At 42.7% G+C, this 22,837-nt stretch carries 22 protein-coding genes; 10 read left to right on the top strand and 12 right to left on the bottom strand.

Annotated elements, in window-relative coordinates; genetic code table 11:
- Window positions 1–286: 286 nt before the first annotated feature.
- Complete coding sequence (locus tag F9817_RS18400; protein ID WP_161157632.1) at window positions 287–919, bottom strand: helix-turn-helix domain-containing protein; 633 nt, start codon at window positions 917–919, stop codon at window positions 287–289.
- A gap of 933 nt (window positions 920–1,852) precedes the next feature.
- Between F9817_RS18400 and gcvH the strand changes: the two genes are divergently transcribed.
- Window positions 1,853–2,242, top strand: coding sequence for a glycine cleavage system protein GcvH (gcvH, locus tag F9817_RS18395; protein ID WP_161157631.1), 390 nt, complete (start codon window positions 1,853–1,855; stop codon window positions 2,240–2,242).
- A gap of 152 nt (window positions 2,243–2,394) precedes the next feature.
- A complete protein-coding gene (gcvP, locus tag F9817_RS18390; RefSeq protein WP_161157630.1) occupies window positions 2,395–5,259 on the top strand; it encodes an aminomethyl-transferring glycine dehydrogenase in 2,865 nt (954 codons plus the stop codon).
- Between the two features lie 127 nt (window positions 5,260–5,386).
- Here gcvP and F9817_RS18385 read toward each other — a convergent pair whose 3' ends face one another.
- Window positions 5,387–6,070, bottom strand: a complete 684-nt coding sequence (locus tag F9817_RS18385) for a hypothetical protein (protein WP_161157629.1) — start codon at window positions 6,068–6,070, stop codon at window positions 5,387–5,389.
- Window positions 6,071–6,478: 408 nt separating this feature from the next.
- On the opposite strand from F9817_RS18385, the gene F9817_RS18380 reads away from it, so the two are divergent.
- From F9817_RS18380 to ppnP, 5 genes are all read left to right on the top strand, one after another.
- Complete coding sequence (locus tag F9817_RS18380; protein WP_161157628.1) at window positions 6,479–7,408, top strand: LysR family transcriptional regulator; 930 nt, start codon at window positions 6,479–6,481, stop codon at window positions 7,406–7,408.
- A gap of 112 nt (window positions 7,409–7,520) precedes the next feature.
- The gene (gene dctP / locus F9817_RS18375) at window positions 7,521–8,597 is read left to right on the top strand and encodes a TRAP transporter substrate-binding protein DctP (protein ID WP_161157627.1); all 1,077 of its coding nucleotides are present in this window, start codon (window positions 7,521–7,523) and stop codon (window positions 8,595–8,597) included.
- Window positions 8,594–9,109, top strand: coding sequence for a TRAP transporter small permease subunit (locus F9817_RS18370; RefSeq protein WP_161157626.1), 516 nt, complete (start codon window positions 8,594–8,596; stop codon window positions 9,107–9,109). Before dctP ends, F9817_RS18370 begins: the two co-directional genes overlap by 4 nt.
- Window positions 9,110–9,115: 6 nt before the next feature.
- Window positions 9,116–10,435: a TRAP transporter large permease gene (locus F9817_RS18365; RefSeq protein WP_161157625.1), complete on the top strand. Its 1,320-nt coding sequence runs from the start codon at window positions 9,116–9,118 to the stop codon at window positions 10,433–10,435.
- Window positions 10,436–10,540: 105 nt separating this feature from the next.
- On the top strand, window positions 10,541–10,822 hold the full coding sequence (ppnP, locus tag F9817_RS18360) for a pyrimidine/purine nucleoside phosphorylase (RefSeq protein WP_161157624.1): 282 nt from the start codon (window positions 10,541–10,543) through the stop codon (window positions 10,820–10,822).
- 76 nt (window positions 10,823–10,898) lie between these two features.
- On the opposite strand, the gene F9817_RS18355 is transcribed toward ppnP, so the two are convergent.
- The 6 genes from F9817_RS18355 to F9817_RS18330 form a co-directional block, all read right to left on the bottom strand.
- On the bottom strand, window positions 10,899–11,165 hold the full coding sequence (locus tag F9817_RS18355) for a DUF5062 family protein (protein WP_161157623.1): 267 nt from the start codon (window positions 11,163–11,165) through the stop codon (window positions 10,899–10,901).
- 126 nt (window positions 11,166–11,291) lie between these two features.
- Window positions 11,292–11,582: a hypothetical protein gene (locus F9817_RS18350; RefSeq protein ID WP_161157622.1), complete on the bottom strand. Its 291-nt coding sequence runs from the start codon at window positions 11,580–11,582 to the stop codon at window positions 11,292–11,294.
- A gap of 221 nt (window positions 11,583–11,803) precedes the next feature.
- Complete coding sequence (gene secF / locus F9817_RS18345) at window positions 11,804–12,697, bottom strand: protein translocase subunit SecF (protein ID WP_161157621.1); 894 nt, start codon at window positions 12,695–12,697, stop codon at window positions 11,804–11,806.
- A gap of 1 nt (window position 12,698) precedes the next feature.
- A complete protein-coding gene (gene secD, locus F9817_RS18340; protein WP_161157620.1) occupies window positions 12,699–14,531 on the bottom strand; it encodes a protein translocase subunit SecD in 1,833 nt (610 codons plus the stop codon).
- A gap of 115 nt (window positions 14,532–14,646) precedes the next feature.
- Window positions 14,647–15,123: a hypothetical protein gene (locus tag F9817_RS18335; RefSeq protein ID WP_161157619.1), complete on the bottom strand. Its 477-nt coding sequence runs from the start codon at window positions 15,121–15,123 to the stop codon at window positions 14,647–14,649.
- 108 nt (window positions 15,124–15,231) lie between these two features.
- A complete protein-coding gene (locus tag F9817_RS18330) occupies window positions 15,232–16,650 on the bottom strand; it encodes a GGDEF domain-containing protein (RefSeq protein WP_161157618.1) in 1,419 nt (472 codons plus the stop codon).
- A 266-nt stretch (window positions 16,651–16,916) separates the two neighbouring features.
- Here F9817_RS18330 and F9817_RS18325 point away from each other — a divergent pair, with 266 nt between their 5' ends.
- The gene (locus F9817_RS18325; protein ID WP_161157617.1) at window positions 16,917–17,168 is read left to right on the top strand and encodes a DUF2999 family protein; all 252 of its coding nucleotides are present in this window, start codon (window positions 16,917–16,919) and stop codon (window positions 17,166–17,168) included.
- Between the two features lie 477 nt (window positions 17,169–17,645).
- Window positions 17,646–18,170, top strand: coding sequence for a PEP-CTERM sorting domain-containing protein (locus F9817_RS18320; protein WP_161157616.1), 525 nt, complete (start codon window positions 17,646–17,648; stop codon window positions 18,168–18,170).
- Between the two features lie 100 nt (window positions 18,171–18,270).
- Here the strand turns inward: F9817_RS18320 and F9817_RS18315 are convergent, their stop codons facing one another.
- From F9817_RS18315 to F9817_RS18305, 3 genes are all read right to left on the bottom strand, one after another.
- Window positions 18,271–18,756, bottom strand: coding sequence for a mismatch-specific DNA-glycosylase (locus F9817_RS18315; RefSeq protein ID WP_161157615.1), 486 nt, complete (start codon window positions 18,754–18,756; stop codon window positions 18,271–18,273).
- A 33-nt stretch (window positions 18,757–18,789) separates the two neighbouring features.
- Entirely contained in the window at window positions 18,790–19,620 is an 831-nt protein-coding gene (modD, locus tag F9817_RS18310) for a ModD protein (RefSeq protein WP_161157614.1), read from the bottom strand.
- Between the two features lie 157 nt (window positions 19,621–19,777).
- Window positions 19,778–20,719 (bottom strand): ketopantoate reductase family protein, encoded by a 942-nt coding sequence (locus tag F9817_RS18305; RefSeq protein ID WP_161157613.1) that lies wholly within the window; start codon window positions 20,717–20,719, stop codon window positions 19,778–19,780.
- A gap of 232 nt (window positions 20,720–20,951) precedes the next feature.
- Here F9817_RS18305 and F9817_RS18300 point away from each other — a divergent pair, with 232 nt between their 5' ends.
- On the top strand, window positions 20,952–22,301 hold the full coding sequence (locus F9817_RS18300; protein WP_161157612.1) for an MFS transporter: 1,350 nt from the start codon (window positions 20,952–20,954) through the stop codon (window positions 22,299–22,301).
- Window positions 22,302–22,333: 32 nt separating this feature from the next.
- Here the strand turns inward: F9817_RS18300 and F9817_RS18295 are convergent, their stop codons facing one another.
- A complete protein-coding gene (locus tag F9817_RS18295) occupies window positions 22,334–22,678 on the bottom strand; it encodes a carboxymuconolactone decarboxylase family protein (protein WP_161157611.1) in 345 nt (114 codons plus the stop codon).
- Window positions 22,679–22,837 lie beyond the last annotated feature (159 nt).

Here is a 22,837-nt window from a genome sequence, read left to right as displayed (position 1 = left end):
ACTTTCTCCCTTGATCGTTTTCGCACAGTAAATGAGCGTTAACGTGTTATTCCTAAATACCATTATGTTTCCAATAATAAACAGAATGCGAAATTTTCTCTCAATAGACAAGTAAAAAGAGCCAAATTCGCGATTACAGTCGTCACAAGCGGTCATTTAACGTAAAAACCAATGGATAAACAATCAAAGGCAAACGTTTGCATTCATTATAGGAAACCTTAGTAGCATAAAAAAAGCGCCAATAATGGCGCGTTTTTATGCATTGATATAAGAATAGGGAGAATATTTATCGAGTGTTCGCCGTAACCCACAGGATTAAAGCGTCTTCTTCACTTGTCGAAACGAGCATATGCCCCATCGTAGCATCGTAATAAACGCTGTCCCCTGTCATTAATTCTACTGGCTCATAAAATTCAGAATAGAACATCACAGAACCTTCCAAGATCAAAAGAAACTCTTCACCATCATGACGAATCCAGTCACGATATTCGTCAAATGCCCTAGCGCGCACACGACTTTTAAATGGCATCATCTTTTTATTCGACAACTGTGTGGCGAGTAACTCATGTTCATACGTTTGAGTAGGATGCGGCTTTCCTGAGCCTTTACGCGTAATATCTCTACGGCCTGTTGCAATAATTTTTTGTGGTGGTTCAAATAGTTGAGGCATATCTATCTGTAACCCAAACGCTAATTTTTGCATCGCTTGGAAAGTTGGAGAAATCTGTTCATTTTCAATTTTACTTAGTGTAGAACGAGCGAGTCCAGTTCGTTGACTAGCCTCTTCTAAGGTTAAGCCAAGTTCTCCACGAATGGTTTTGATCCGCTCCCCTAAACGTAATGGCTCAATATTTGGTGCTTCACTTGCTTCTCTGGCTAGTGTCATTGAGGGGTATTCATCAAAAATATTATCGGACATGATTTCTTCAACTTATTGTTAGGCGCATATTTACGAAGCAGTAATACACTTTCATTATTGATGCTCATAGTATGCCTTAATCCTAGCGCACGCTTCACCTTATGAACATAAGTTTCCTATAAGAAACTTTTCTATTGATCATTGTTACCACACCGAGTATGTTATCAACTTATTGGTGAATAATGCACAAAGGTAAGTTCGAATAACTTATCGTGATGCAGTTACCAAACGCCGAAGCCCCCCGATTATCGGTGAAAACTTCGGCGATCAACTATTTATCAGTGATGTAAAGTGGATAAATAGAGCGAAGGAAGCTAAAAAAGATTATGGATAATCCGGCTCTGAAAAGTGATATAACACCTCTCACATTTGATTTCAGAGTATGCACTAAATCTTAACGATGGGTGCACCACGACTATTCAAATATTCAAATCTGATACATAGCGTTATTCATCTTCAATATCGAGATGTCCACACGCTTGCCTCGTTCTTATTCTCTGCTTCTATCATTGCCATAATGAGGTTAAAAGCTAAAGGCTACGCAAACGATTACTTAATTATTGTGCCTAACTGGCATGGCATAAATCGGTGATCAAAGGCACAAACATGATGGCATATCTGTTGCAAACTGATTTTATTCAATCAACCGATTTTACGCTGCCATCGGTTTTAACTAGGAAATTTTACGAAGATCACAGGACGTAACCCTGAACTATTTTTCGATAAAAAAGCACCTATGCTTAGCGTAGATCTTAACAGTCAATAACGCTGTTCATGCCCATTAAGCAAACAGTAAAACAATAGTTTTCAACCGGTAAGTGGTCGAGCAAAGTGCAACAACAGAACATCACAACATGGTCATTTGGGCGCTTTGGCCTAGCGGCTCACTTTACTTAACCCTATTTATCGATACGTTATTTTGGAGATTTAGCAATGGACAAAACACTGAAGTTCACAGACAGCCATGAATGGGTTCGCGATAACGGTGACGGTACTGCCACCATCGGTATCTCTGAGCATGCCCAAGAAATGCTTGGTGATGTGGTCTTTGTTGAACTACCTGAAGTAGATAGCGACATTGATGCAGGCGATGCATTCTCTTTGGTCGAATCTGTGAAAGCAGCGTCCGATATCTATGCGCCTGTTTCTGGCACTATTGTTGAAGTAAACCAGGATCTAGACGATAGCCCGGAATTGGTTAACTCAGAACCTTACGATGGTGGTTGGATTGCAACAATCAAAATGTCTGATGCGAGTGAACTTGAACAGTTACAAAGCGCAGATGAATATGAAATATCTTTAGAAGAAGATGACGAGGACTGATTCCTCATTTGCTGTGCGTGCCAATAGAAAACTTCCGCACGCACAGTTTAAACGAACCACCTATCTGGACATAAAGTATCTTCTTTGCATGCTTTATTAAGTCACTATTTTCAATGCTCCTAACAGTGGGAGGTTGAGAAGGTAAAGGAAACATGACTGATTTACTTCAAAGCCTAAACCCTGCGAATGATTTTGTGACTCGCCATAATGGCCCACGTCGCGATGATCATCGCTCTATGCTCAATACTATTAACGCTGAATCATTAACTGCACTCATTGATGAGACAGTACCGGCATCCATTCGTCTTCCTTCTGCGCTCGCTTTACCTACCGCGCAAAGTGAATACGCAATGATGAACAGTCTAAAAGAATTTGCTCAGCAAAATGCACTGAAACGCTCATTCATCGGCCAAGGTTATTACAACACCCACACGCCAAATGTCATTTTGCGTAATGTATTTGAAAATCCGGGCTGGTACACCGCTTACACGCCATACCAACCAGAAATTTCTCAAGGTCGCCTAGAGTCTTTGCTTAATTTTCAGCAAATGATCATTGACCTAACCGGTATGGAAATTGCGAACGCATCATTGCTTGATGAGGCGACTGCCGCTGCAGAAGCGATGGCATTGTGTAAACGCGCAGGTAAGAGCAAAAGTAATCAGTTCTTTGTTGCGGACAATGTTCACCCGCAAACCATTGAAGTCGTCAAAACCCGCGCTGAATTCCTCGGATTCGACGTTATTGTTGCATCACTCGATCAAATAAAGACCCACGAATTTTTTGGTGCGCTACTTCAATACCCAACTACAACGGGTAACATTATTGATCTTACCGATGTGATCACAGCAATTCACGATCAAAAAGCCTTAGCCACAGTTGCAACTGACTTACTTGCTTCTACCTTGCTAAAACCAGCAGGTGAAATGGGTGCTGATGTGGTTATCGGATCAGCGCAGCGCTTTGGTGTACCGATGGGTTTTGGTGGACCACATGCTGCATTTATGGCAACCAAGGATAAACACAAACGTACGATGCCAGGTCGTGTGATTGGTGTCTCTATCGATGCCAAGGGTAACCAAGCACTGCGAATGGCAATGCAAACTCGCGAACAGCATATTCGCCGTGAAAAGGCCACATCGAATATTTGTACGGCGCAAGCACTACTTGCCAACATGGCTGCATTCTACGCGATTTATCACGGCCCTAAAGGGCTGGAAACCATTGCTCGTCGAACTCATCACCTGACTGCGATATTAGCCGCCGGACTAAAAAAAGCGGGCTTCAAACTAGCCCATGAAACGTTCTTTGATACCATCACAGTAGTAACAAAGAATAATACCGCAGGTTTATATGCTGTAGCTCAATTATTGGATATCAACTTACGTAAATTCAACGATCGCCTCGGTATCAGTTTTGATGAAACCACAACGCTTGAAGATGTTCATACCCTACTGACTGCATTCGGTGTGACCGAATCGGCCTACGATCTGTCAGCAGAGATTTCAGGGGATGAATATGCATCAATTCCAGAAGCATGCCGCCGTACCACTCAATACCTGACTCATCCCGTGTTTAACACTTATCACAGTGAAACACAGATGATGCGCTATTTGAAAAAATTAGAGAATAAAGACTTTTCTCTAACGCATGGCATGATCCCGCTAGGAAGCTGCACCATGAAACTCAATGCAGCTGCTGAGATGATTCCCGTCTCTTGGCCTGAGTTTGGCTCTCTACACCCATTTGCGCCAAGTGAACAGACGGCAGGTTACCACGCATTAGCTGACGATTTAGTCGCCAAACTCTGTGCAATTACAGGCTATGATGCATTCTCATTGCAACCGAACTCTGGAGCCTCTGGTGAATATGCTGGACTCATAGCAATTCAACGTTATCACGAGAGTCGCGGTGACAAGAATCGCAATGTCTGTCTTATCCCTAGCTCCGCTCACGGGACTAACCCAGCGTCGGCTTCCATGCTTTCGATGAAAGTCGTGGTCGTTAAATGTGACCATAATGGTAATATCGACCTCGACGATCTCGCGCAAAAAATCGAGAAACATCATGATAATCTGTCATGCATTATGATTACTTATCCATCAACGCACGGTGTGTATGAGGAACAAGTGCGTGAAGTGTGCGACATGGTTCACGCAGCAGGTGGACAAGTTTATCTAGATGGTGCCAACATGAACGCTCAAGTTGGATTAACATCACCAGGCTTTATTGGTTCAGATGTATCACATCTAAACTTGCACAAAACCTTCTGTATTCCTCACGGCGGTGGCGGTCCTGGTATGGGGCCTATCGGTGTGAAAGCGCACTTAGCTGATTTCTTGCCAGGTCATATTGAAAATGGTGTGAAAGGGAAAGAATACGCAGTGTCTGCTGCAGATATGGGTAGCGCCTCTATTTTACCTATCTCGTGGGCTTATATTGCGATGATGGGGGGCGAAGGACTGACTGAAGCGACAGAAGTTGCGATTCTAAACGCTAACTATGTGATGGAACGCTTGCGTCCGCATTACTCCGTTCTTTATCGAGGCAAAAATGGTCGCGTAGCACACGAGTGTATTATCGATATTCGCCCAATTAAAGACGCGTCAGGAATTAGCGAAGAAGACATCGCTAAGCGCTTGATGGATTATGGCTTCCATGCCCCAACGATGTCATTCCCAGTTGCTGGCACACTGATGATAGAGCCGACCGAATCTGAGGATTTGGCTGAGTTGGATCGCTTCTGTGATGCGATGATCGCCATTCGTGAAGAGATTAAACAGGTAGAATTAGGTAATTGGACATTAGAAGATAACCCACTCGTCAATGCTCCACATACTCAAGTGGATCTTGTGGCTGAAGAATGGACACACCCGTATTCAAAACAGGTAGCTTGTTACCCTTCTAAACAAACCCAAGAAATGAAGTTCTGGCCAACAGTGAATCGTGTTGACAACGTGTACGGTGACCGCAATCTCATCTGTTCTTGCCCAAGTATTGAGACTTACCAAGTCTAATACGATAACCTAAGCAAAAGCGAACCGTTTGGTTCGCTTTTTATTTAGCTCATATAGCTAAATGTAGTGAAGAGCATGCCATAATTTGTAAGATTGATGTTTAGCTAACTCAAGATAGGTAACAACATTACGATAGGGTTATCTTAGCCAATGATTTAACGTCAATAGCACTTAGCGTTCTTTTATAAGCAACAATTTCTATGTCATGAAGTTGAATGTCACCGTACGATTTTTGGTGCAACTTAGATAAAGCATCATGACTTTCATCGGCGAGGGATAATTTAGAGGCAAAGACAGCAAGACTAGCATGACAGGTATTTCTCAACTGACTTACCGATGTTTCAGGCCCAGAGGTAACTAGCCCTTTTTCACGTAATCGGGTGAAAAATTCTAATCTTAACTTTTCAATATCAAAATTAGGTATACCACCAAGAATCAAACCACTTGCTACACCAATAATGCCTGATAACGAGACTGTCATTGAGCCAGCATCACGTAATACGTTCTCTAACTCATGGGCATACTGTTTTATCAACTCATCAGAGGAACCAATATTATCTCTATATGCTTCTAAAGAGCGAAAAGTAATATGAACATTATTCTCATGATAGTAGGCATGCTGCTGACCAAGTACCGTTTTTAGTTGTTCGAGATCGCGCCATACTTCTGACGGAAATTTAGGGCGAAAGACAGCGCTTACACCCCACCGATCTTCTCCTTCGATAGGTAAAGGATCGACTTTGATTTGATTGTCTCTAATTAATTCAATATTCGATCGATAAATATTGTCGTACCGTTCATATAATTTCATTACTAACTATGATCACTATAAAANCATAATTACTTCAATCGGTTATATACCTCAATCACGTTAAAGGGAATGACCATTCCTGCCGTAATTGAACTTGACCTAGGCTCGTTGATGAAGCTCTGAATCCTGCATCTTTAGGTCATTTGGGTATAGCAGCTTTTAAAATCGCTTTAAATCATTATTGGTTAAGTATTTGGCGCAACACGACATACTGCAATACATCAATATGAAAACAGCGATAACAAGCAACGCTTGAATACAAAATCTAACACAGTCCTTCTTAACCGGTAACTAAATAAATATAACTTATTAATTTAATGGCATTATTTAAGGTTGGATAACATGATAAACAGATTTTTTCGTCATGAATTACCCAATCATCCATTTAATTACATAAGAGCTAATACTATGTCCCCATCTTCCACCAATATGAACCTTCGTCAGATAGAAGTCTTTCGCGCAATCATGGTTACAGGAACAATCAGCGGAGCATCGCGGCTACTCATGGTCTCTCAACCAGCAATCAGCCGAATGCTCTCCTATACAGAACAACGCACAGGGTTAACTCTATTTGAAAGAGTACGGGGGCGTTTATGCCCGACGCCTGAAGCCCGGCGTTTATTTCAAGATGTCGAACATGTGTATCGTGATGTGCAGCGAATCAATTCCACAGTGAAAGATTTACGCCAACAACAACAAGGTATTTTACGCTTAGCCAGTAGCCCAAGTTTAGGTCATCAATTACTGCCAGAGGTTATTCACACCTTTCATCAACGCTGTCCTGATGTACGGGTCAGCTTTGAGTGCATGAGGCATATTCTTCTGCAAAATCAAGTGATCGATGGTTATGTCGATCTGGCCATTTCGCTATTTCCTTTTGATCATCCAAACCTTCTCATATCCAAACAGTTTCCAGCCAAATTACTATTTGTCTGCTCTAGTGAGCATCCATTAACCCAAGCTGATGCTGTTCATTTTTCCGACTTAGAAAACGAAGTGTTTGTAGGCTACACACCTGAAACACCTTTCTGTGAATTAACCCAATCCGTATTTGCCGAACGCTCCGTCCACTATTCTCCCTCTATCGAAGTCAGCTCTCCCCAATATGCGTGCTCAATGGTTAAGTCAGGTCTAGGTATCGCTCTGGTTGATGCCTTTTCTTATGAAGCACACCGCGACGACAAAATCCAAATACTTCCTTTAGTCACTCCTTATCAATTGCATGCCAATTTATTGCATCTACGTCACTCACCTATTTCACAAACAGCCCAGATATTTATCGATATTTTTCAGCAACATTTACGGGAAGAGCAATCCTTAACATCTTGTTATGAATAACGAATAAATTGGTATAGGACAAAAACCCTATTTTTTATAAGAATTAATCAAAGGACTTTTTACGGACGGAAAAAATCTGGTTTAACATTCAAAAATCACAATGGAGTGTGTTATGAAATTAAGTCGATGTTTTACTAAAGGTAAACACCAGGTCTTGTCAGCTTTGCTCTTTTCTACACTGAGCTTAAGCGTTGCTTATCAAGCAAATGCAGCTGAAACATTCACTTTTGCCACGAATACTGCAGTCAGTGGCTTACGTGGAGAAGCGGAAAAAGGGTTTATTGATCGCTTAGAGAAAGTCTCTAATGGCAATATTAAAATTGTACCTTATTGGGGAGGTTCGCTACTTAAAGGTAACGAAGTACTCGATGGTGTAAAAAATGGTATTGCAGACATAGGCTTTATCAACATTAATTACTACCCTACCCGTCTACTGTTGAATAGTGCATTTCAGTTATTTCCAGAAGGTCCGGTGAGCTTTGATGGAAAAATGGAGCTTTACAAAGAGATTTATAAAAAGATACCGCAATTAAATCAAGAATTTGCTGCTCAAGGACAAAAGATAATCTACACCTATGCATACCTTCCTTATGCCTTTATCTCCAGAGATACGCTCAACTCCACAGACGATTTAAAAGACAAACGAATTCGCGCTTCGAGCCGATGGTTATTGAACATTATCAAAGATATGCAAGCGACTCCTGTCTCTATCCCTTGGAGTGATACTTACCAAGCCCTTGATAGCGGTACCATTGATGGTGTCGTGACAAACTACGATAGCATGCACCGGATTGGTATGGATCAAATCGCACCGAACATACTCACCACTCAGAAGTTATGGGCTGCTGTTCCTGTGTTACTCACCATGAATTTGGATAAGTGGAATAGCCTATCACCAGAGATGCAAGGCTACTTTAATCAAGCACAGCAGCAGGCCTCTATCGACTTTGGGCATTACTATGAAAATCTATTCAACACCATTGTCAAACTAGAAAAGAAAGCGGGCTATCACGTCAAAGCCGCCACCACCGAAGAAATTCAACAGTTTGTTGAATTACCCGCCATTAAAGAAAATAAACAACTTTGGTTAGAGCAAGCCAAACAGAAACACGCTAAAGCGCCTGAAGCCATGTTAGATAAGATGGAAGAAGTTATCGATAATGCATTAGCACAGGATAAACAATCATGAGCCCTTATTCTCATCAACCGCTTTGGCTAACAAAAGTCAATCAAGCACTTGCGGAGCTGTGTGGATGGTTACTCATATTTATGATGCTGTTCATGTGTATTGATTTAATTACTCGGGGCTTATCCAAGCCCCTATATGGCGTATCAGAGTTAGCAATGTTTACTATGATCTCGATTACCTATCTTGGTTTATCTCACAGTGAAGAAACTCACTCACATATCAATGTCGATTTTTTACTTGAGAAACTCCCCACCTACTGGCAGTGCTTACTCAATATATTTATCTCGTCAATTTCGGTTGTTACCATTGGAGTTATTACATGGGCACTGTGGAACAATGCCTTAGCGGCTTTTGAAAGTAAGCAAGCAATTGCTGGCCCTCAACCAATTTTGCTCTACCCTGTGAAATTTATCATGACATTTGCCTTAGCCTTATATTTTGTGCAGGCGGCAATCAATGGCTATTCTCACCTACTCAATTTTCACCATCAACGTAATTCACAGGGAGTTTAACTACCTATGGATTTTACTATTATTGGCACCATCGCCATCTTAGGGTTACTCTTTTTCCTATTTATCGGCCTACCACTGGCTCTGAGTTTCGTTGTAACCAGCTTTATCGGCATTCTAGTGCTACTCAATGTGCACGGTGCAATGTCATTACTTGGTGAAACGGCCTATAGTGCTATTGCCTCGCCCACCTTCACCGTCCTGCCTCTATTTGTGTTAATGGGCGCTTTTGCGGCAACGGCTGGTTTCGCGGAGCAGGCTTATAAAGGAATATCAAAACTCACAGGCTCATTACCGGGTTCGTTAGCGGTTGCGACGGCATTTGGTAGCGCTGCTTTTTCCACTGTATGTGGTTCCTCCTTAGCAACAGCCAGTGTATTTGGCCGTATCGCTTACCCTGAAATGATTCGCTACGGCTACGAAAAAAAATTCTCATTAGGCAGTATCGCCTGCTCAGGCTCACTAGCAGCCATGATTCCGCCAAGTGGGATGTTTATTCTGTTCTCATTATTTACGGACGTGCCTGTAGGCAAACTCTTTATGGCAGGTGTACTACCCGGCTTATTAACAGCGCTGGCCTATGTGGTTGTCATTTATTGGAAAGCCAAACGCCACCCTGAGATCGCCCCCATTCCCGATAAAGAGAAACACATGAAGCGTCGCGATCGCATGGCTGGATTATTGGATTTATGGCAGCTTATATTACTAGGCGGCGCTGTTCTTGGTGGAATGTACTCGGGGCTTTTTACCGCAACAGAGGCCGGAGCTATCGGCGCATTAGGCGCGCTGTTGATGGGGCTAATAAAAGGCCCTCTTCGCTCACTTAAAACCATGCGTTCATCACTACGAGAATCCGCTGGAATCACCACAACTCTATTTTTTATCATCATTGGTGCTTTGTTTTTCAGTCGCTTTTTGGGGCTCACACGAATTCCATTTGATATATCCCACTACCTAGTTTCATCAGGGTTACCCGGTTGGAGTATCATGGCTATGGTGCTTGTCATCTGGTTTCTAATGGGCATGATCATTGTACCAGCAGCAGCTTTTGCCCTTACATTACCGATTATTTTCCCCATCATTACCCAATTGGGCTATGACCCCATTTGGTTTTGCATTATTGCGATGAAAATGTGTGAAATTGCTGGCGTGACTCCTCCTGTAGGGCTCAATGCCTTTGCATTAAATAGCGCGGCGGGAAAAGATGTTAAAGTTAACGAAGTCTTTGCGGGTGTGTGGCCTTTTGTTGCTTGTGATTTGGTCGTATTAGCTATTCTATTGTCTTTTCCCATTATCTCTACTTGGTTGCCGAATACGATGTTTGGCTAATTCTTTGTTTAGCCCCTAAAGAGTCTTACTTGTGTTACGTAGTGTAATGGGGTAAATATAGAACGCTAACAAGTTGATAACGAGATAAAGACATAAGGAAATACAATGATTAAGGCTAACAGCTATTTTGAAGGGAACGTACAATCACTGGCCTTCGAACAACAAGGTGAAAAAAGTAGCGTTGGTGTCATGGCTCCGGGTGAATATACATTCGGCACTGCAGCACCTGAAAAAATGACTGTAATTAAAGGCGAGCTTACAATTAAACGCCAAGGTGAACAAAATTGGCTCTCTTTTAAAGATGGCGAAAGCTTTAATGTAAACGGCGATTCATCGTTTGATCTTCAAGTTAAACAATCAACAGCTTACTTGTGTGAATACCAATAGTTGATATGAGTAAGAAAAAACACCGCATCTTTATGCGGTGTTTTTTTATGCTGCGACCTTGTTTACTGACTGCGCACTATTTAAGTGGATCGCCCTCGGGCAAAGCATTATACATCCACAACGCAATCCGCTTTTTCAGACTTTGCCCATCTTGCTTATCTTCAGGTAATGGCGCTATCTGACGAACCTGTACTAAAAATAGATATAACGCTTTGGTTTTTAACGACAATGAAGCGCTCTCTTCTGTTAATTTATATCCCTGCATTTCTGCCATCTTACTGCCAATCTGCAAAGCTCGTTTAAATAACTTATCTTCATTTTGAATCTTGTTCGTCTTTGCCATCTTTCCACCATATGCTCTCTCTGTTAACGCATTAGAACATAATTTGGGTGATGAAATTGCCGATGCGGTAAAACTTTACAGGTAAGCATCAAAAAGATTGAGTGGAACTGATGAATTAGTGCTCGATCAATAACACCGAGGGTCAAGAGTATCTAGTGCGATTTCCCACAAAAATAATTTGGTCAATTCATCAATCTCTTGCGGTATTTTGGCCAACGCCTCTTCTGACAGTCCCTTTTTCATCAGCGAATCGATGATAAACTGATGAGCACAATCGGCTTTGGTTAATCCTGTGCAATCTGCAGAAAAAAAGAACCCTAAGTTGTTCTCCGTGTGAATGTATTTCGACAATACATGGATATCACTTTTTAATTCCGAAACACACTGCTCAATGCGTTCGTGCAGAATTTCAGTCATAGAGAATATCTCCGAACTCTCGGCTTTTATTTAAAAAAGAAGTACTTTACCGACAGAATTCATCATAAAGAACTCTCCTTTATGGTTAACTTACTCATTATTATCACTGAAACATTTGGCCTTTTTCTATTTACTTATAAAAAACAGTTAATTAGAAACATTGAAGATAATAAAAAGCCGACACAAAATTGATGTCGGCTCCATTTAAGTGATGAATCTAGCTAAAAATCTTCAGAGATGGGTTTAAGCAAATAGTGTCGACTCGACAATCCCAAAAACTCAGGTAATGTCGCACCCACTGAAACTGAAGAAAACGTCCCGGTTAAAATGCCGATAAACATGGCAATAGAAAACCCAGCCAAAGGCTCTCCCCCCATAAACCATAGTGCTGCCACAGTAAGTAACGTCGTTCCTGAGGTCACCATAGTGCGGGAGAAGGTCGCAGTGATTGCCACATTATTGATTTGCGCCAGAGGCTCTTTCGGTTTGGCCATCAATAGCTCTCTGATTCGATCGGCAATGATGATCGAATCATTCAGTGAATAGCCCAAAATTGCTAGCACCGCAGCAAGTACAGTTAAGTTGAACTCCATTTGCGTTAAAGAAAAGAACGCGAAAACAAACACAACATCATGAACCAAAGCAAATAGAGCACCACATGCCAAGCGCCATTCAAATCGAAACGACAGGTACCCCATAATACAAATGACAGTAACAAGTAGAGCAAGTGCGCCTTGCTGCGCAAGTTCTGAGCCCACTTGAGGCCCCACAATACTGGTATTTAGTACTTCTAGCGAATGAGTAAGGGGCATTAATACATGCTTAATATCAGGTTGCACCTCCCCTGCTTTAGGTGCCTGATAACGAATCACCCAGCGCCCGGGTTCACCAGCTGAAACCAGTGCGACATCTTGACCATAAGATTGCTGCAACTGACTACGGATCTCACTCGCATCGATGTGCTTATCCATACGGATTTCATTGACGACCCCACCGGTAAAATCAAGACCAAAATTGAGCCCTTTTATACTAATGATCACCACAGACATCACCATTAAACAGAGTGACACCATGCTGCAACCGTAACGCCAGCGACTTTTCATCGTAATATTCATTTTATACCCTCACGTCACGCGATTGATTACGGCCATAGGCCAAATTGATAATGGCTCGAGAAGAAAAAATACCAGTAAACATGCTGGTTAGCAGCCCCAAACCTAGTGTCAAAGCGAACCCTTTGATAGGACCATTACCGATGGCATACAGAACAACAGCGGTGATCATGGTAGTAAAGTTGGCATCGAATATGGTTGCAAACGCACTATCAAAACCTCTATCAATCGCGAGCGCAAAACTGCGCCCTTCTTTGAGCTTGTCTCGAATTCGCTCAAAGATAAGCACATTAGTATCGACGGCCATCCCCACAGTGAGTACCAGTCCAGCAATACCGGGAAGAGTCAATACCGCACCGGGAATCAGCGCAATTAAACCGAAAAGCAGCACCATATTGGCAATCAATGCAAGATTTGCCACCCAGCCTAATCGGCGATACCAAAGCGCCATAAATACCAACGTCACGGCCATTCCCAATGCCAACGCAGCAAAGCCGTTATGAATATTTTCCGCTCCTAAACTAGGGCCAATCGTTCGCTCTTCAACAATCGTCACTGGCGCAGTCATTGATCCAGCACGCAGCAACAGTGCGAGTTGCTGAGCGTGCTCATAACTGCCTATTCCAGTAATACGAAACTTTGCCGGTAAGACGTTTTGTATGGTTGCAACACTAATGATCTGATTGGTTTGGTGTAATTGCCCCTTAGGATCCCGGCTATACTCGCTGTATGCGGTTGCCATCGGTTTCCCAATATGAGTTTTGGAGAAAGACGTCATCTTATCGCCGCCCACGGAATCCAAGGTGATATTGACCTCCGCTTGTCCCATCTCACCATTCCCAGCCCGAGCATCTAAGATATGCTCTCCGGTCAGTACTGGCTGTTTGGCGACAGAAATTGGCTTACCCTGAGTATCTTTTATCAATTGGCTGCTACGACTTCCCTCTGGCATGACTGCATAGAATTTTAATGTCGCGGTCGCGCCAATGACATCCTTAGCCGCGGCAGGGTCTTGAACACCTGGAAGCTCAATCAAGATATGGCTTTCACCTTGCCGCTGCACAGATGCTTCAGTGATCCCTAACTCCTCAATTCGGCTACGCATGATTTGTAAATTTTGCTCTACCGTCATATTGCGTAGCGTGACTTTCTCTTGTGTATTCAGTGAGAGCGTCAAGCCATGCTTGGTAGGCGAGACATTCCATGTGGGATATTGACGCCGTAAGAACGACTCTATTTTGGCTTGAGTTAGATCGGACGTATTGATTTGCAATTCGTTATTTTGATGTAGATGAATACGCACACCATAAAGCTGATTGTCCCGAGCAAATTGACGCACAGCATCACTCACTCCTTCACTTTGTTGGTGATAGACTGGCGCGACATCAACCTCCAATAAAAACTGCACCCCACCACGTAAATCAAGGCCAAGCTTTATCGGTTCGAACCCTAAATTCAATAACCATTTAGGGGCTGATGGCGTCATTGCTAAAGTCAATTTCTCCGGATCTTTAGCGAAAGAAGCCAAGAGCTCTTTTGCTTGCGTTTGCTGTTGATTGTTAGCTAAAACAACCAGCATACCTTGCTTATTACTGTCTAAACGGCGTACCGCAATCTGATGTTTTGCCAAGGTATTCACCACCGCCGGCGGCGTCAGATTCAACCCAGCTTTGGGGGATATTTGTATGGCAGCATTCTCACCATACCAAGTGGGTAAAGCACTCAGAGCCATAATAACGATGGCAATGATCAATACTGCGTATTTCCATATTGCGTTGTGGTTAAGCACAGCATGACGACGTCGTTGAGACGACGTTGAATAATTTAAATTTTGCATAATTGCTTTCTATCTCTTTCGAGCCGCGGTAGAAACCGCAAATACCACGCACCGACTCTGATTCCATTGCTTGGAACAAAGGTGCATGACGAAATAAAATGACGAGATAGAAAATTTAGGCTTGTTGGATAAAACGATATTGTAAGTTGGACTGTTTCCAACCGTTCAATCTTAAACTGCGAGTTTGTGGCAGTAAGGCCCAATTATCACGAGGCAGTGCGCTAGCAAAATCGTGACTAAACAACGGGTGTATTGGATGAGGAAGCTCAGCAACCAAAGCATACGCAGGTGGATCAACGTCAGAGCCGATTTCAGCCATACTTAAACAGCGTTGATTGGTTGCAGGTGCATACCAAAGCCCGTCATGATTGTCTGTGTTATGCAGCGTTGGGATCTGTTTCTGAGTTAAACTTACGGTATGAACATCATGAGTCACATGGTGAGAAACCTGCTGAGTGCTGAATTTAGTGGTACTCAAATCCTTCCAGGTATTTGAACTAATACCAGAATAGACAGAGACAACTAACGCGAGCACTAACAAGGTTGTTAGCTTTCGCAAAGACAGTAACAGGTTTGATTCCATAGTCGGCATTATAAGAGCTGTTTACCATCGCGGTAAACAGCTCCTACACAACTATTTTGTTTCTGTTTGATCGGCCGTTGCTTTTTGACGTTTGCGAGTTGAACTGTATCTCTTATTCTAACAATTAGAATAACGTTTTGCGCGGCTACGTAGTGTCGTGAGTCCCATTTCGCCTTGAACCTGATTACGTCCTGAATTTTTCGAATCATACAACGCCAAATCGGCCCATTTTAAAGATTCATCCAAGCTAGGGTGATTAATATCAATAGTAGAGCAGCCGATAGATACCGATACTTTTTCTTTTTTCCCGACAACAGAACTCAAACCGAGTTGAGCAACCCGAATGCGAATTTTTTCAGCGACATGCAATCCTTCTTCCCAAGTAGTATTGGGGAGTAACAATGAAAACTCTTCCCCGCCAAATCGGCCGACAATATCTGTATTTCTCACGGTACGATTAATGGTGCTTGCCACGCAGCGTAAGACTTTATCGCCGACATCATGCCCATAGGTATCATTGATATTTTTAAAAAAGTCGATATCTATCAATAGCACACAAATATTTCCGCCATCGCGAGATTGGCGCTGAATGGCTTTGTGCGATTCATCCGAAAATGCCATGCGATTATATAACCCCGTTAACGGATCATATTGTGCTGCATGGATCAATTTCTTTTCCATCGTCTGCCGCTTAGCTTCGATTTTCGAAAAGACCATTGCGCTGCTAAATGCTTGCAATAATAAAAACCAAAATAGCGAGATAATAATAACAGGCAACAGGACGTTGATATCAATGTCATTGCGCCATCTCACCACCATAATGCTTAAGCCAAGCGCAAACACGATGCCAGAGAAACATTGAACGCGAGCTAAACGGCCACTAACCGTAGTGGCTAGTAGTGCGTGTATTAGCCCATATTTGGCATTGATACTTAAGGTGACGAATATCATAAATACACCGCAAATGATGGTGTTTAGCGACATTTGCCCATAGAAACTGTTGAGATTAAACACATACCCCACAATAGATATTGATGGGATAATGAAAGATAACATGGCCAGTGCTTGAGCAAAGAGATGCCGCCGATAGAAAGAAAACCACAATGAGGAGGTCAATAACACCATCATCCACACGGTGTTGATACCCATCTGATTCGTTTTGTGGTCGCCATATCGTTGATGAAATAAGGTAATTTCTCTATCTAAATCTAAGACCACGGTTAAATGCGTGTAATAAGAGAGGAGTTTAAAGATAAGAACTAAGCTACTTAGCATTAAAAAATACGCCATCAGACGGCGCTTATCGTGCAAAAAACAGAGAATAGAAACAGCACAACACCCTACAGTCAAGGCTGTCAGCAAATTCGTTGCAGGTCCATCAGGAAATATCCGATACAATGCTGGCACCGAAAATAAATAACCACTAACAGAGCCTGCCGTTATCAAAAATAACAATATACAAGCACACTCGCTGACCAGCGTTCGATATTCCACGTCCTGATGCTTTATCCCGCATTGCTCTCGGGCTTGGCTCATCGGTCTATCTCAATCATTTTAGATAGTTGTAGAATAGCACTCCATTATATTAACCACTATAAAAACATGGGCAATTTCATTATTGAGACTCATAGGATGATCAATATCACTTAAAATGTTAACTAACAGTTAGTTAGAATAAATACTCTTAAATATTGCTGCGCTATGAAGCGATGAAAAAGACTGATAATCATGAGAAGTGCAATTCCTAGAGAGTCAATGTAAACTAACGCTTCTCATTGTTAATGATGTACAAAGGTAAAGAGATGAACCCAATTATCGCAATGCTAAAAGAAAACAATATTAGCGATCAGCAAATTAAAGAGCTTTTCGAAGCATTAACGCAGAACCCTCTTGCTGCAATGGCGACTATCGGCCAATTGGGTTTACCTCAAGAACAGCTTCAAGCGTTGATGGGACAAGTAATGCAAAATCCTGCATTAATTAAAGATGCAGTCAATGAGCTTGGTTTAGACTTTTCAAAAGTTGAAGAAGCCAAAGCTCGTTTGAACAAATAAGCCATTCATCTGGCACAGCAAACCTATTCAATAAGTCATAATTTGGTCGTTATGGCTTATTTTTATTATTAACTGCCCTTTCTAACTTTAACCTACTGATTAAAATATCATTTTTAGATTAATTTACCGCAAATTTGCAAGAAAAATCTCAATAATGAAACTGAACAACTATTGAGCATTTTTTGCATTCTTTTCAATCAGTTTTGGAAATAATATCTCAATGTAAACTGACATACCCAAATAACCACAAGAGACAGTATTCAGATCGTCATCAACGAGCACAGACCAAATTCAATCGCAGAGAGGATGGTCATTCCTGTTCAACGTTACTGGGCGCAGATATGAGCTTATTGATGAGCGCCAAAAGGCGAGTTGTATGCGCTGAAACAGAACCTTAAGGTTACTTGGGTATACCGCACATTCTCATAAATATAACTACTGTGCGATACGACTCATCTTCATTGTGGATTATTAATTATGTTTAAAACGTTAACTATTGCAGCTTGTTTAACCATTGCAGGAGTGGCGAATGCTACGCCATGCGATAATAGCTCCCCATTATTCGACCAATATTTTCAGCCCCATGGTACAGAAAGTGGTGTAACCACAACATCTGCATCCATCACGAACTCTGACAACAACATGCCATCTAATCATCGCCAATTTTGGTCTCCATCTGATAGAGAACAAGCATTTAATGTGATTGACCAAGGAGAACGAGTTATTCCAACCGATAATGCTTGGGCATGTGGGCATGATCAACCTCGAATCATCAGTACCAGCACGCTCTCATTTCCTACCATGCCTCATCGAGATTTTCCGCCGATGCATCGCCCTCACCCTCATGTCACACCCGTTTCAGATCCGGACACACAAACCGTAGAAACCCCAGAACCCGGTACGTTAGGCACAATGCTATTAGGATTGGTCTTGTGTGGTTTTATTGTTCGCCAACGAAAACATCATGGCAATAATCCATCACTCTCTCTCGCCTCAATGTAATCCCCATTCTATTGCGGTTAGTGCCGACAAATTATTCTCACCATTTATCGGCACTCATAACGAGCAAACCTTGATTGATTATCGATTGTTGTAAACCACTTTAAATATCAAGCAGACCAGCTAATTCAAACCAAGTAGATTCTTGCCAAAACCCGTTGGCTGCACCACTGGTAGATGGCAGTACGACTAGCTGCGTCTTTCCAATCATATCTGTTTGTAAACCCAGCGCGATTCGAGTTTTACCTAAAAATACCTGTGCCGATTTCTTACCATTAAATGCCAATATTTTCGGTTGATAATGCAACATTTTCTCACGAAGCACTTGAGGGTTTGAACTTTTAAAATCGATATCAGCATCACTGCCAGATTGCCCTTTGACGACGTCAGTGAGGCCAATGCCATATTGCCCAACCGAACGATATTCACTGGGTGACAAAAGACGAGGGGTTAAACCTATTTTATACAGCGTTGGCCAGAATTTATTTCCTGGGCCCGCATAATATTGGTTCCGTTTAGCCGATACTGCGCCAGCAGCAGTGCCGCAGAACACGATGTTTAAGTGGTGATCGAGTATATCATCTAGCATGGGAGCCACTTCGTTCTACAAATTCAAGCACAATTAAGCCTCAAAGAAGCGTACTTGGACATCTTTAGGTTTCGCGTAGTAAGGAAAAGAGGTGACAATAAAATCAGCACCTGCAGCCACAAACTCTACGACATTATTGGGGTTAACACCACCCGCTATACCTAATTTAGTGTTCAGTTGATGCTCTTGAATAAACTGCCGACATACCGTGATTTGTTCTGGAGTGAACTTATCCAGCTGGAGCACCGGAGCTCTTGCATCCAACCATGACATCGCATCTTCAACAGAGTGAACTTCAACTACAGGTTTGTGCTCTGGTGATTTTTTATCAAATTGATGTAACATTGCGCGGGGCGTTAAAGAGCTAAATTGCCGATGCTCTGCGAATACCAAAATACTCTCTGATGAGCCTAATCGATGCATTATTCCACCACCAGATCGAATCGCTTTAACGGAAAGAGCCTTCGTATTAGGCACTTGCTTACGTGTGCAAGCAATCGGCATCCCTTTGGCATTTTGCACCATGCTCGCCGTACAGCTGGCAACTCCACTCATCCATTCAATCAATACTTGAGCTGATTTCCACACCAAAAAGAGCGCATGAGCATTCCCAGAGGCATTTAGAATATGATCTCCCGCTCGGCAATGATCACCCGATGAGACCAATACAGTTGCAGTCGCCCCTTTCAGCTCGAACATTCTAGCCGCCTCTTCCACACCGCTAACTGTCATATCATAGCGAGCCGTCAACTCGATATGAATACTATGTTTAGGCGCAAGAAGCAGGGATGTGGTGAGGTCGCCAAACGGCGCATCATCTGCCAATAATGATTCAAGTTGTTGATCAGTAAGTACCCTTTCCATGGTTATTCCTTATAATCAATCCGTTATACCCAAGTAACCTTGATGACGCTCTGAACACGGTATCTTGAGGTCATTTAGGTATCAGCTATCATGTGCTTTTCTTTGTCTATATTCAATGATCTTGCCGCCTAGCGCGAACAATTGAAATAACGCCATATTAAGCAGTTGCCGCATTCACTAGTAATCTCGCAATTAACTCCGTTGTGACTGCGGGTTCATCCGTCTGGCGACAATATTCAATCACAGGGTCACAAATTTCATGGACTTCTAAATGGCGCCCTTGCTCCATATCTACCTGCATCGATGTTTTGATATCACCAAAGTGACAAATAAGATCAAACATTTCGTCCACATCTGCTTTCTTCAAAGGCACGCCTGCCGCATTGGCTGCTCTGGCCGTCTCTTCCATCATGGTATAAACCGTTTTACGTAACACCGGATCTTGAGTCACCGCACCCGTTTTAAGATCGGTTAACGCAGTAATAGGGTTCACGCCATTATTAATGACTAACTTTCGCCACAACGCGTAACGCACATCATCATAGAGTCGATTAGGAATCTGTGCCTGAGTAAATACCTCCGAAAGCTGTTGACATAATTGAGCCATTTCCGGGTTTAAAGCCGTTGTTGGCCAAGCGCCAAAATCAATTTGCCCAGCACCTTGAGCTTTGATTTTCCCCGGAGCAACAATATGGCCACTGATATAAATACCCAATCCGCCAATCGTTCTTTCTCGCCCAACACACGCTTCAATCAATCCCTCGTTGGTCACACCATTTTGAATGGATAAAATTGGCACTGAACTTGTGCCCAACCAATCGTCCATTTCAGCCAACATAGCTTGAGTTGCGCCGCCTTTTGCCCCGAGAATTAATAAATGAAAACTCTGACTATCGTGATCTCGACATAAGCCTCCCACATCGGTCGCTGTTACAGGCTGATCAAAATGAAAATCAGCGTGATCGATATGTAACCCATCCTGTTGTAATGCAGTTAAATGATTGCCTCGAGCCACTAAAATACATTCATGCCCCGCTTCAATCAGCCTCGCTGCGTAATAACAACCAATACCACCGGCACCAAGCATTGCAAATTTCATGATTCCTTTCCTTTGACGTTATGGTTCGTATGCGTTCAAACTAACTGGATTCGTTTCTGTACACAACCGAGTGCATCTCAATAACCTAATTTATAGGGTATTGCATTTGTGCTTCAGTATAATTTCGGTAATATATCCAAATCTAACGGCTCACGTATCTAGAACGAATAACTCTCCTTGCGCCAGCCAGAACTCGAATCGCACGTTTCAACCATGTTATACAGGACATCTAATGAACCCTACTGATGGCTTACCTATGCCACAACGCATTGGGGCTATCATCACTATTGCTTTAGGTATCACTATGGCGGTACTCGATGGAACCATCGCTAATGTGGCTCTACCTAGTATTGCTACAGACTTAAACACTAGTGCTGGCGCCTCTATTTGGATCGTCAACGGCTACCAATTAGTGATTACCATGACCTTACTTTCTCTCTCTTCATTAGGAGAAATTATCGGTTATCGCCGTGTATATAAAGTAGGGTTAATCCTGTTTTCAGGAATGTCGCTCTGCTGTGCCTTATCAGATTCACTGCTTACCTTAACCGTTGCTCGTATTCTACAAGGCTTTGGGGCGGCGGCTTTAATGAGCGTCAATACAGCATTATTGAGGCTTATTTATCCGAAATCTAAGTTAGGACGAGGAATGGGCATTAATGCCCTAGTCGTCGCGATATCGGCAGCAGCAGGTCCAACGGTAGCGGCTCTAATTTTATCGTTGGCATCATGGCCATGGTTATTCGCGATTAATGTACCGCTAGGGATCGTTGCTTTTACGTTAGCAGTCAAATACCTGCCTGCAAATGACACGAAAGGCAATCGCAGATTTGATGGTGTCAGCGGTGTATTAAATGCGTTAACGTTCGGATTGTTTTTTATTGCCCTGACCAGCTTCGCCCAAGGTGAGAATTTAACCTTCGTCGCTATAGAATGTATTGCAACATTGCTTATTGGCACCGTTTTTGTTCGCCGCCAACTGAGTAACCCTTTTCCTTTACTGCCCATCGATCTACTTCGAATCCCTATTTTTTCTCTCTCTATTTGCACGTCAATCTGTTCCTTCTGCGCGCAAATGCTCGCCATGGTCTCCATACCGTTTTATTTCCAGCGTACGCTTGGGCTGAGTGAAACAGAAACAGGATTTCTCTTAACTCCCTGGCCATTAGCCACCATGATCACCGCCCCCATTGCTGGGCGATTAATCGAAAAAGTTCATGCGGGGATATTAGGCGCTATCGGCTTAGCGGTGTTTTCTATTGGGCTGTTCTCGCTCGCATTGCTACCCACCGCACCAAGTTACTTTGAGGTGGCAATTCGAATGGCCATTTGCGGGGCAGGATTCGGCCTATTTCAATCGCCCAATAATCACACGATCGTGAGTTCTGCTCCGCGTAACCGAAGTGGAGGAGCAAGTGGTATGTTAGGTACTGCAAGATTAGTCGGGCAAACATCCGGTACCGCTCTAGTGGCGTTGATGTTTAACTTATTCACCACCAACGGAACCCATATTTGCCTTGTCACTGGGGGGGTATTAGCTGTCATTGCTGCCATTATCAGTGGCCTGCGCTATAAAGCCTAGACCACTAACAAAACAGAAGATGCTGGGTGAACTTATTCACCTAGCAATTCTTCTACCGCTGCATAGGCTTCAGACCCATAAACAATGGAAGGGCCACCACCCATTAATAATGCCACATCGATGGTTTCAACTAATTCTTGCTTGGTCGCGCCTTGATGTATTGCACCCGCGACATGAGCTCCGATACACCCATCACATCGAACTGCAATAGCAATACCAAGCGCGATCAGTTCTTTTTGTTTTGTACTTAACGCCCCTTCTTTGAGCGCTTCTTGCTGTAGATGACGAAATCCCGCCATAACATCAGGACTCGCCTTACCGTACGCTGCTGTCAGTTTCTTCTTATGTCGATTAAATTCTGTATAAGATTGTTCCATTGTCTTCTACCTAGATGGTTGATTTAGTGAAAACATTAAAATAATTACTCACACAAATCTAGTCGATACCTAACAAATGGCGTTACACCCCTGCCGAAAGCGTTCATAAAACCACCAGCCCAATGATTACTTTGCTTTTACTACTTTTAACCCTTATTT

The sequence above is a fragment of the Vibrio eleionomae genome (assembly GCF_009874545.1).
Classification (GTDB): Bacteria; Pseudomonadota; Gammaproteobacteria; order Enterobacterales; family Vibrionaceae; genus Vibrio; species Vibrio nitrifigilis.
This window is presented reverse-complemented; position numbering and strand designations above follow the sequence as displayed.